Source organism: Gardnerella swidsinskii (assembly GCF_003397705.1).
Taxonomy (GTDB): Bacteria; Actinomycetota; Actinomycetes; order Actinomycetales; family Bifidobacteriaceae; genus Bifidobacterium; species Bifidobacterium swidsinskii.
On the sequence record NZ_QJVB01000002.1, the window covers coordinates 373,442 to 384,591 of the forward strand.

Here is an 11,150-nt window from a genome sequence, read left to right on the forward strand (position 1 = left end):
TGAAATTAAATAAGCAAGCCAGAATGCCCTGCCCAATCGGCGTAGAACATCATAAGTGCAGAAAGCACAAACATGAGCTCAATCATCCAGAATCGCACAACAACCTTGGTTTCCGTCCAGCCGAGCAATTCAAAATGATGATGAATAGGAGCCATTTTGAACACGCGCTTATGCGTAGCTTTAAAGAATCCAACTTGAATAACGTCACTTGCAGCTTCCATTACAAATAATCCACCCAAAATCACAGCCAAAAACTCTGTGTGAGTTGCAATAGAAAGAGCTGCAAATAATCCGCCTAAAGCCAACGAACCAGTATCTCCCATAAATACTTGAGCAGGATTCGAATTAAACCACAAGAATCCAAAGCAAGCAACAGCAGCACAAACAGCAATAATAGTTAAATCGAGAGGATCAGAAACAGCGTAAGAGAATCCGAAATGACCGCCTCCGCGCACATGGTAGCTTTCCCAGAAAGCAATCAAAGCGTAACCAGCAAAAGCAATCATAGAAGATCCAGAAGCTAAACCATCAAGTCCATCAGTCAAGTTTACAGCGTTAGACCAAGCAGCAATAAGGAAATTAACCCAAACAATAAATACTACAATTCCTACACCGTTGCCGAGTATAGAAAAATCAAAAAATGGTTTTTCAATAAAACTCATTCCAGGTTGAGCGCTAGCAATACCAGATTGAGTTGGCAATAGCAATGACAAAAGCGCGTAAATACTTGCAAAAATAATTTGACCAGTAAACTTCGCATGTACAGAAAGACCAAGATTCTGCTTTTTACGAACCTTAGCAAAATCATCAATAAAGCCAAGCAAACCCATTGAAAGCATTGCAAACAGCACCAAAACAGCAGACCATGAAGGCGAGCGACCAACAGAAACATATCTATAAAGAGCAGAAGCAGCCCAACCTGCTACTACAGCAAAGTTAATAACAACACCGCCCATAGTTGGCGTGCCGCGCTTTACTAAATGAGATTGTGGTCCATCTTGGCGAATGTACTGACCGTAGTGCAAACGATGCACCAAACGAATAAGCAAAGGCGTGCCAACAATCGTAACTACGAGCGACACCACAATTCCTACAATAAGCGCAATCACCGCTTAACCTCCGTTTACTGTTCCGTTTGCTATAATACTTAATTTATTAATTTCACACTTATATTGAGCATCGAGCAATTAAATATTTGCCCAATGTTCAGCAAGCACACTCAAGCCTGAAGCATGAGAGCCTTTCAATAACACAACACTACTCGGATGCTCGGCCACAATTTTCCAAACAATATCATCAGCCTCATCCGCACTGTGCACAAAGTAGACTGCATCGTGAGAAGAAAGTAGTTTATTATTGCAAGAAGAACGTGCACCTTGAGCAATACAGTGAGCTAATTTATCTAAGTCAGAGTCCGTTTTTGAACCAACAGCAACAACTGCATCGACACTCGAATTTGCCACATATTCTCCAATATTTGTGTGCAATTCATCTTCGTTGCTGCCAAGCTCCAACATAGAACCAAGAACCGCTATACGGAAAGGTTTCGAAGATGCACTACAAGAATCATTTTCATAGGCGCACAAACCATCGATTCCTGCTTTCATAGAATCAGGATTTGCATTAAAGGAATCATCAATAAGTGTAAATTTCTCGTCATTCTTAGAAACTGTACTCAATTGCATGCGATGCGGGCTAATATGCGAAACTTTAGACAGCACAGAAGCAATATCATCTAAAGTCATTCCCAAATATCTAGCAACATTTGCTGCTGCAAGCGCATTCATAACATTATGCTCGCCTTGTATAGCAAGATGCACTTCAATATGATTCATTAGATCAGAAGAATTACTACGTTCAGTGGTAGTAAAAACTGCTTTACCAAAAGAATCTAACTTTATATTACTAGCTGAAAGTTGGTAGTCATCTTTACTAGCTGATTCCAGCAATCCGTTTTTAACATTTCTACCGAACCAGCGCACATGCTTATTTTCTACAAGACAAGACATTGCAGAAACTCGCTTATCGTCGGAATTTAATACTGCTATGCCATGTGGCAAAAGCCCACGCACAATCTCACTTTTTGCTTGCGCAATGCGCTCAACTGAGCCAAATTCACCTAAATGAGCCACACCAACTTTAAGCACTATTGCGAGATCCGGAGGAGCAATATGAGTTAAATTGGCAATTTCGCCAACATGATTAGCTCCCATTTCTGCTATTAAAAATCGAGTATTACTGCCAACTTGCAAAGCAGTAAGAGGCAAACCAATATTATTATTAAAAGATCCAACAGGAGCAACTGTTTCGCCTAGCGTGCTCAACAAAGCCTTCAACATATCTTTCGTTGTTGTTTTGCCAACGGAACCAGTAATACCAATAATAGTGAAAGGTTTGTTAAGATTGCGGCGAAGTTCCAAATTATGTTTAGCTAGCAAGCCCAGCGCTTCTATAGAATTATTCACAACTATTTGATTGAGATTAGTGCCTTCGACAACATGTTCAACAATAGCTACAACAGCTCCAGATTTTTCAGCATTCTTTACATAATCATGACCGTCAACATGTTCACCAACTATAGCTACGAACACAGAACCGTTACGGATTTGACGAGAATCACTAAAAACGGAATTTGCAACTAAATCTGTGTCACAACTATTAAACTCGTGTATTTCCCCATGAACAGCTTTAGCAATTTCGCTTATGCTCATAGGCATCATATCGGCATGATCTAAACTCTCAGCATTGCTGGCACACGAAGTTTCAACACAACTCATAACATCCTCCAAATTAGCCACATAATTAAAAGCTCTTAAACAAAACTCACGCAATTAATTTATTTGAAAACTCGAATGAAATCAGCATAATTCAGTGCAGTTCATGCGAAACTCGCAGCGCACTTTTAATAGTCCCACGACGAACACCAGCAGCTAACACCATTGCAATAGATAATGAAAGATGCCGCTGCACATCATTGCCACCAATTTGATCCGCTAATTCAGCTAATTCGTCAGACTCAGCCGATCTAGTAACACAATAAGCGTGCTCTCTTCCAGAAAAACCATAACGTTGACGCAACGCATAAAAACTCATGCCGGTTGCATATGCCGGGTAAAGCGGTGAAGAAGATGCCTTTGCACTAACTTTCACATTTGAGGCTGCATCTTTAGATTCAGAATTAGTATCAGAACTATCTTTAGACTTAGCATCAGATTGAGAATCAGATTCTGCGCCAGAATTGCTTTCATTCTGAGTTTGCTCAACGCCAAGAACATCAATACTGACGGATTGTAACGCGTTCTTAGCTAAAGTTGCAGAATTAAGTGCAATAACAACAGCTGCAGCACCATCTTCTGCACACACAGATAAAGCATGCTGTACATCTGCAATATTTAAAGGATATTGCAAAGACAATTCGCGCTGCAATGAAGTAGATCCAGCATCACTAATAACACCAACAGGATTACCTAACATATGCAAAAAATCAGCTAATCGCAAAACATTAGCATGGATCTCATCATCATCGTCACCAGCAATCGCAAATATTGCAACGCATGAAGAAGGATCTGCATTAATATCGCAAGCAAGCTTGCCCAAAGCAACTGGATTAGCAGAAGAAACAAGCAAAGGCAGACCTAAATCTGCAGCCTCACCACGAAATTCTGGTGAAACTAATGCAGCATATGCCCCAGCATCACGTGCAGCTTCAAGCTGACGACGATCGATATGACCAATTGGCACAAATAATCCACCAGGACGCACATGACGCACATCATGAGCAATAGAAGTAATAGTTACCTCTGAAGCAAACGCAGGAACAACTTCAAAACCATAATTTTTTGCAGCAAAACCTAGCGTCACTCTAATTCTAGAGTATTCATCAACCGCACTCATTGCACACCCTACTTTATAGATAACAACATTGTAATGCGTACACTACCAATTCACAGGAACAGGATTTGTGCGTGGAGAAGAAGCTGGAATATCATACTTTTGCATTAAGAATTCTCCAATAGTTTTGAACAGTGGACCTGCAGTCATACCACCATAAATACCTTGTGGATCACGCAAAACAACTGTTATGACGAAGCGAGGATTATCTGCTGGTATAGCACCCGACCAGTCGCTGATTGTAGAGCTAAGTTTACCATCAGCGCCAGCAACTTCAGCTGTACCACTCTTTGCAGCAACACGATAACCATCGACACCAGCAAATCTGTGATAATGCTCACCAGAATTTTCCAAAGCATTCATCATTTGTGCAGCAACATTTTCATCCAAAACGCGCGTTCCTGCAGGACGAGGAGACTTTGTAACCCTACCATTAGGATCTATAACGGATTTAACTATTGACTGACGCAACCTAACGCCTTTATTTGCAATAGTTGCAATCGCATTAGTAAGCTGCAAAGCATTCACTGCATAACCCTGACCAAACAGAACGGTATCTTTTTTACGACCATCCCAAGCTTGAACGCTAGGAAGCAAGCCACAAGATTCTCCTTGCAAATTCAATCCCGAGTACTGACCAAGACCAAATTTATAAAGATACTCATAGCGTTTATCTATCGGATATTTTTCACCAGCCATAACCATACCGACGTTAGAAGATTCCGAAAGAATACCAGCTAATGTCCAACGCTCAACACCATGGCTAACAGCATCATGGAATGCTTGACCGTTCTTATTAAGAGTATTAGGAACAGCAAATTTATCAGTAAGCTTATGCGCACCAGTTTGTAACATTCCAGACATTGAGAAAGCTTTACCAATAGAACCAGGCTCAAAGGTTTGGCTTACAGCTCTAGAAACATTCACCTTAGCTTGCGTTGTTCCAGCTTTAATCTCATCAGTATCTTCCAAAGCAAGTATTTCGCCAGTACGAACATCTTGCACTATTGCAATACCCCAAGTTGCATGATATTTTTTCTTGCCATCAAGCAAAACTTTTTTAACATACCAATCGACATCGCTATCGATTGTGAGCTTAACATCACTTCCGTTGATTGCAGGCTTAGATTCAGTTACAGTACCAGGAATTTTCTCATTTCCTGCATTATTACCTTGATAACGCTGATATCCGTCCACGCCATTCAAAGTTGCATCTTTAGTAAATTCAAGACCAGTAACACCAACCTCACCTTTACGATCTTTAATATCTTTACGATTAACTTCATCGGCATTAGCAACAGCACCAATAACAGATCCAAGAATAGGTCCGCTTGAATATACTCGTTCACTACTGTTCTCTGCATAAATACACCCAGAAAGATTCAAATCGTCAATGGCACGTTTCATTGCAGGAGTCACGTTACGTTTCAATAAAACGTAACGACCAACGCCAGCCAGTTTTCCACCAAGTTCTACAGAACTCATGTGCAAAATCGGAGCAAGCAAACGGGCGACCGCCACAGCGCCCGTGCCTTCTACAGGCTTGCCATTAAGCATATGACAGTTATGCTCGGTTTGTTTTGTGCAAGGAGTCGGAACAAAAGCCTGAGCATTAAGTGGATCTCCAATAATATTAAATCGCTCAACACTTTGAGCCAACACAGCACCATTAGCATCAAGTATGCGCCCACGACGTGCAAGAATTGGTCGCACACGACTACGCTCAGCCTGAGCTGCTTGTGCAGTTGAGCGAGCATTAATAATCTGTATAAAACTTAGCTTTACTATTGCACCAACACCAATTAACGCAAAAACAATTGCAATTACGGTGCACTTACGCGCAAATATCTGCTGAGGAGCGAAACGTTGTTTGATTAAGTGGCGCATCAATGTTTCTCCTGTTTTGCTTTCTGTTGATATTGACGATTTTGTTGGTCTTGTTTTTGAGTTTTATTTGAGTTATTTGTTTGTTTTGAGTTATTTGTTTGTTTTGAGTTATCGGCTTGTTTTGAGTTATCGGCTTGTTTTTCGTGCTTAGTTTTCTCAGAATGACTATGTTTTCGTTTTGCTGCATAATCACTCAAGTCAATAGAAATAGAACCTTGTTGCGGAACCATTCCCATTCGTTGCGCTCTTGCAGGAAGTTCAGATTCCAAAGTATCTAATTTCGCTTGACGAGCTTCCACATCCTGATGCAAACGAGAAATACGCATCTGTACTGCAGTTTGGTCGAAGGAAATCTCTGCCATTTGCGTACGCAAAAGAAGCGAAGTCAACAACGTAACAACCATAAAAATCACAATAATCATGCAATTCACAAGAGGTACTTTGCGCGTATTGCTCCATGTCATAACCTTGCTGAATCGTTCAAGCACAGCAGAAGATTTACGTTGAGATGGGTTAAACACCGAAGGAGCAGAATTATGTACGTATTCTTTACGAGTCGAATTATCTTTAGTACGACCAGCTGGAGCTGAAGCAGAAGACGCAGAAGAGCGCAAAACACGATTTTGCATGTTCAATACCATGTCAGCGACCTCCTTTTATAGCTTTACGACCAGCCGCCTCATCTTCAAGCCTTGGAATCCAACGCTCCGGGATAGGGCGGCATAATTCGACAGCGCGCAAACGAACTGAAGAAGATCTAGTGTTATGAACAATTTCTTCTTTAGAAGCTTTCATAGCTCCGCGAGTAAGAGCTTTAAAGAACGGCTGAGCATCATCAGGAATAACAGGCATGTTTGCAGGAACATCAACTGTTAATCCTTGATTCATAAAACGTTTTACAGCTGTATCTTCCAACGAATGATAAGATTCAACAACTAAGCGACCATGCTCACGAAGATGTAAAGCAATTTTAGGAAGAGTACGGCTCAATTTATCTAATTCACCGTTCACTTCAATACGCAAAGCTTGGAACACTCGTTTTGCTGGATTTCCAGTAGCGCGATGAGCTTTCGGAATTACAGAGTCAACTAAGCTAACCAACTGACCCGAAGTAGCAATAGGCTCCGTAGCACGAACTTCAACAATACGACGAGCAATAGGAGAAGCAAAACGTTCTTCACCATACTCTCGGAAAATTCTAGTTAATTCTCGAGAATCATAAGTAGCTAAAATCGTTGCGGCAGTAGTTGCTTGCGTCGTATCCATACGCATGTCAAGTGCTGTATCGTGAGAATAAGAAAAACCGCGATCAGTTTCGTCAATTTGCAAACTTGAAAGACCCAAATCCATAAAAGCAGCATCAATACGGTCAATGCTGTTTTCTTGTAGCACTTCATCAATCTCATCGAATGCTGCATGTGCAGGAATAAAACGATTCTCGAGACCTTCGCTGCGCATTCTTTGCGTTGCTAACGAAAGTGCTTCAGAATCACGATCAATACCAATAAGTGTTGCAAAAGGCGCAGCTTTAAGAAAAGCAGTCGCATGACCAGCAAGGCCTAAAGTGCAATCTACTACTATTGCGCCTTTGTGTTGCAAAGAAGGAGTAACTAAATCAACACAATCCTGCAATAATACCGGTGCGTGAATAGCTGTAATATCTTTCATAGCATCAGTCATCACATCACCGCCGGAAGTACATCGTCAGCAATATCTGCATAACCTTGCTCACGATCGGCAAGATATTCTTCCCAAGCAGACTTATTCCAAATCTCTGCACGCGTACCAACACCAATAACAACAATTTGATCGCCCAAATTGGCGTAATCTCTTAACATTGGCGGCACAACAATGCGTCCCTGCTTATCTGGCTCTTCATCAACAGCACCAGAAAGGAACACACGAAGATAATCGCGAGCTGACTTATTGCTCATAGATGTGCGCTGAATTTGCGTTGCCATACGCTGGAACTCAACCATAGGTAGCACGTAAACACAATGCTCCTGACCGCGAGCCATAACAAAACCAGTTCCGAGCTGAGAACGGAATTTTGCAGGAAGTGCAACACGACCTTTATCGTCAATTTTTGGAGTATAAGTGCCTAACAAAATAGGTGTTGCTGGATGAGTTGACACAGCTTCTTGATATTGAGAAGCATAAAAAGGTGCAACTGGCATAGCTGCAGCTTGTGCAGACGAATCAGCAGCGCCGGACGGAGTGGAGGTGAAAACCGGTGCTGGCATATATTGCTGCATTGCTGGCATAACAGTTGAAGGCATACCATAATAACCCTGAATTGACTGCTTAGACTGTACAGGTTGAACAGGCTGAACGTATTGCTGCTGAGACACTTGTGAATCTTGCATTTGCAGTGGCATCTGCGATTGCTGAGAAACATTTGAATCAGCAGCTTGTTGAGCCTGATTTATGGAATGCGAAGAGGAAGAATTGGCGTTATTGCGCGGTTGCTTATCAGCAGCACGACGTGCCATACTCCACCTCCTTAACTCAACATGTACTATGCCATTTACACGTTGTTCACCATTTTACCCCATTCCTCCCCAAAAATCCCCACTTTTTTACAAAATTTTTGATTTTTTTGAAGCAAACCACCAATAGAAAACAAAAGACCCTCACGCAGCGCGACGACCTGCCTGAGCGCTGCGATTTAGCGCGAAGGCAACTCGGAGCGCCGAGCTTGCTCAGAGTTGAAAGCACAGTGTGCTTTCACCGCAAGCGAGGTCTGCCTTCGTCTCGATTGACGAAGGCAGGGCAGAGTTGCGTGGTTGCGCTTTAAAAACTAGGTTGTGGTTAGTGTGCGCGACGACCTGCCTGAGCGCTGACATTTAGCGCGAAGGCAACTCGGAGCGGAAACTCGCTAAAGTTGGAAGTCCAGTGGACTTCCAACGCGAGTTTCGTAAGCGAGCGCGTAATCCGCGCGAGCGCAATCTGCAGCAGTGTCCCAAAACATCAAACAAAAGGCCCTAACGCAGTACAGTTTCTGCGTTAAGGCCTCTAAAGTACAAAGTCACTCGCGTTACAAACGCGGCAAATACTTCTCAAGCTCAAAAGGCGTAACCTGACGACGGTACTCTTCCCACTCTTGATGCTTATTGCGCAAGAAGTACTCAAAAGCGTGTTCACCTAATACGCTTGCAACGAAGTCCGAGCGCTCCATAATCTTTAGTGCTTCATCCAAGGATTCCGGCAATGGCTGAATACCCATTGCTTGACGCTCAGCATCAGTAAGCTCCCAAACATCGTCGCTAGTTGGATCGCACAAAGTCATTTGCTTTTCAATACCATCCAAACCGGCAGCAAGAAGCACAGAGTAAGCAAGATACGGATTCGCCACAGGATCTAGCGCACGGAATTCCATTCGGCAAGAATTGCCTTTACCAGGCTTGTATTGCGGCACACGCAGAAGTGCAGAACGGTTGCTATGACCCCAGCAAACGTAGCTAGGAGCTTCCGCACCACCCCACAAACGCTTGTAAGAGTTCACATATTGATCAGTTACAGCGCAAATTTCTGAAGCATGATGCAAAATACCAGCCGCAAATTGACGCGCAATAAGAGACATATTAAATTCTTGACCTGCCTCATAAAAAGCGTTCGTGTCACCTTCGAACAAACTCAAATGCGTATGCATACCCGATCCAGGCTGATCAGTTAGCGGCTTTGGCATAAAGCTTGCATACATTCCGCGCTCAAGAGAAATTTCCTTAACTACAGTGCGGAAAGTCATAATATTGTCCGCGGTAGTAAGAGCATCTGCATAACGCAAGTCAATTTCGTTTTGACCAGGACCGCCCTCGTGATGCGAGTATTCTACAGAAATACCCATTTGCTCAAGCATACTAACTGCACTACGACGGAAATCCATAGCCGAACTTCTAGGAACGTGGTCAAAATAGCCACCCTCATCAATCGGCACAGGAGCTTTGGACCAATCATCTTGAGCTTCAAACAAATAAAACTCAATTTCCGGATGAACGTAGAAAGTAAATCCTTTTTCTTTCGCTTTTGCGAGCGCAGTCTTCAAAACGTGACGAGGGTCTCCCAGTGAAGGCTCTCCGTCTGGAGTTAGCACATCGCAGAACATGCGCGCTGTGCCTTCCGGACCTCCATGCCATGGAAGAATTTGGAACGTCGACGGATCCGGCTTCACAATCATATCGTCTTCTAGGACGCGAGTCATGCCTTCTATTGCTGAGCCGTCGAACCCTATTCCCTCTTCAAAAGCTGCTTCTAATTCAGCAGGGGCAATAGCAACGGATTTAAGCGTGCCTAAGACGTCCGTAAACCAGAGTCGAATAAAACGCACGTCTCGCTCTTCAACAGTACGTAGAGCAAACTCTTGTTGTCGATCCATAATAAACCCCTTGGGTATCATCCGGTTGTATGCATAGCCACGCACATATGCATATTCACGTGCAATTGTAGTGTATTATTTCGTATTGCGCTTCATATGTTGAGCTTATCTGCAATGAATTTACGTAATTGTAATGAAATTTCTACTTTCTAACGCAACTTCTTCAATTTAATATGCCAATTAATTGCTTAATTATTTTTACTTTCTTTTGCCATATTTTTGGAATAGCTCGTACGCGTTCGCATCGCTCAAATCGTCACTATTGAACATTTCTATATTTTGTTTCGAAATAGTTTCAACTGTTTCCATGCCAATAGCTAAATCTTCTACTGTACGCGACCACACAGCTAATGCCATAGGCGCAACTATTTCTTGCGGTTCGCAATTATATTCGTAAACTTTTGCAGTTAATTTATCAGCTCTATTTGTAATGAGCATAACATCCATTCCACGGAAGAAATCAACAAATTTTTGCACTGCTTCTTCCGGCTCATTGCCGTCCAAATTTTTTAATACTGCAACAGCACCTTGCTCTTCATCGAAGCATCGTGCTGAAACACTAGCCATTTTGCAAAAAGCAGCTAGTAACTGAGCAGGCTGCACATACGTAATCATTAACGCAACTTTTGCTTTATTTCCAAGCAAACCTTGCAAATCTTCTTCAAAATTAGCTTCTTCAATATTGCGCATAGCTTGATCAAGAAAATCATTTTCTTGATTATCGTCGCTTTTTTGGTTATTTTCTAAATTTTCGCTATTTAAATTTTCTTGCGACTCTTCTTTAAATTCACGTTCAAATCCAGCGAGCGCATTATCTAATTCCGCATCAGTAAAAGAAGTGCGCACAGAATCGTCATTGTTACGCTCACCATCATTTTTACGCTTATCGTCACTGTTACGCTCGTCACCGTTGTTTAACATATTCGTTATTTCCTCCTCTTTCAATGTAATTCTTAAAGCATACCTAGTTTTATATTTTATCAAACCAGTAGTGCAT

The 11,150-nt window shown here is 42.2% G+C and carries 9 protein-coding genes; all 9 read right to left on the reverse strand.

Features of this window, described 5'->3' with window-relative positions:
• Positions 1-5: 5 nt before the first annotated feature.
• The 9 genes from mraY to D0T18_RS03840 all read right to left on the reverse strand — a co-directional run bounded on the left by mraY (position 6) and on the right by D0T18_RS03840 (position 11,074).
• A complete protein-coding gene (gene mraY, locus D0T18_RS03800) occupies positions 6-1,109 on the reverse strand; it encodes a phospho-N-acetylmuramoyl-pentapeptide-transferase (RefSeq protein ID WP_004108513.1) in 1,104 nt (367 codons plus the stop codon).
• Between the two features lie 78 nt (positions 1,110-1,187).
• Positions 1,188-2,777: a UDP-N-acetylmuramoyl-tripeptide--D-alanyl-D-alanine ligase gene (locus tag D0T18_RS03805; RefSeq protein ID WP_116440510.1), complete on the reverse strand. Its 1,590-nt coding sequence runs from the start codon at positions 2,775-2,777 to the stop codon at positions 1,188-1,190.
• Between the two features lie 91 nt (positions 2,778-2,868).
• Positions 2,869-3,894, reverse strand: coding sequence for a UDP-N-acetylmuramyl peptide synthase (locus tag D0T18_RS03810; RefSeq protein ID WP_116440511.1), 1,026 nt, complete (start codon positions 3,892-3,894; stop codon positions 2,869-2,871).
• 42 nt (positions 3,895-3,936) lie between these two features.
• Positions 3,937-5,778 (reverse strand): peptidoglycan D,D-transpeptidase FtsI family protein, encoded by a 1,842-nt coding sequence (locus D0T18_RS03815; RefSeq protein WP_116440512.1) that lies wholly within the window; start codon positions 5,776-5,778, stop codon positions 3,937-3,939.
• Positions 5,778-6,419 (reverse strand): cell division protein FtsL, encoded by a 642-nt coding sequence (gene ftsL / locus D0T18_RS03820; RefSeq protein WP_004108521.1) that lies wholly within the window; start codon positions 6,417-6,419, stop codon positions 5,778-5,780. The genes D0T18_RS03815 and ftsL overlap by 1 nt, the downstream gene beginning before the upstream one ends.
• 1 nt (position 6,420) lies before the next feature.
• Complete coding sequence (gene rsmH / locus D0T18_RS03825) at positions 6,421-7,446, reverse strand: 16S rRNA (cytosine(1402)-N(4))-methyltransferase RsmH (protein WP_033888517.1); 1,026 nt, start codon at positions 7,444-7,446, stop codon at positions 6,421-6,423.
• An 11-nt stretch (positions 7,447-7,457) separates the two neighbouring features.
• Positions 7,458-8,270: a division/cell wall cluster transcriptional repressor MraZ gene (gene mraZ / locus D0T18_RS03830; RefSeq protein WP_004108525.1), complete on the reverse strand. Its 813-nt coding sequence runs from the start codon at positions 8,268-8,270 to the stop codon at positions 7,458-7,460.
• Positions 8,271-8,815: 545 nt separating this feature from the next.
• The gene (glnA, locus tag D0T18_RS03835) at positions 8,816-10,153 is read right to left on the reverse strand and encodes a type I glutamate--ammonia ligase (RefSeq protein ID WP_004107357.1); all 1,338 of its coding nucleotides are present in this window, start codon (positions 10,151-10,153) and stop codon (positions 8,816-8,818) included.
• A gap of 198 nt (positions 10,154-10,351) precedes the next feature.
• Complete coding sequence (locus D0T18_RS03840) at positions 10,352-11,074, reverse strand: hypothetical protein (protein ID WP_004108527.1); 723 nt, start codon at positions 11,072-11,074, stop codon at positions 10,352-10,354.
• Positions 11,075-11,150 lie beyond the last annotated feature (76 nt).

What these genes read in the sequence shown, in the direction of transcription:
- D0T18_RS03805 (WP_116440510.1), bottom strand. Translation starts at nt 2,777, where the DNA reads ATGAGTTGTGTTGAAACTTCGTGTGCCAGCAATGCTGAGAGTTTAGAT.
- D0T18_RS03810 (WP_116440511.1), bottom strand. Translation starts at nt 3,894, where the DNA reads ATGAGTGCGGTTGATGAATACTCTAGAATTAGAGTGACGCTAGGTTTT.
- D0T18_RS03815 (WP_116440512.1), bottom strand. Translation starts at nt 5,778, where the DNA reads ATGCGCCACTTAATCAAACAACGTTTCGCTCCTCAGCAGATATTTGCG.
- ftsL (WP_004108521.1), bottom strand. Translation starts at nt 6,419, where the DNA reads ATGGTATTGAACATGCAAAATCGTGTTTTGCGCTCTTCTGCGTCTTCT.
- rsmH (WP_033888517.1), bottom strand. Translation starts at nt 7,446, where the DNA reads ATGAAAGATATTACAGCTATTCACGCACCGGTATTATTGCAGGATTGT.
- mraZ (WP_004108525.1), bottom strand. Translation starts at nt 8,270, where the DNA reads ATGGCACGTCGTGCTGCTGATAAGCAACCGCGCAATAACGCCAATTCT.
- glnA (WP_004107357.1), bottom strand. Translation starts at nt 10,153, where the DNA reads ATGGATCGACAACAAGAGTTTGCTCTACGTACTGTTGAAGAGCGAGAC.
- D0T18_RS03840 (WP_004108527.1), bottom strand. Translation starts at nt 11,074, where the DNA reads ATGTTAAACAACGGTGACGAGCGTAACAGTGACGATAAGCGTAAAAAT.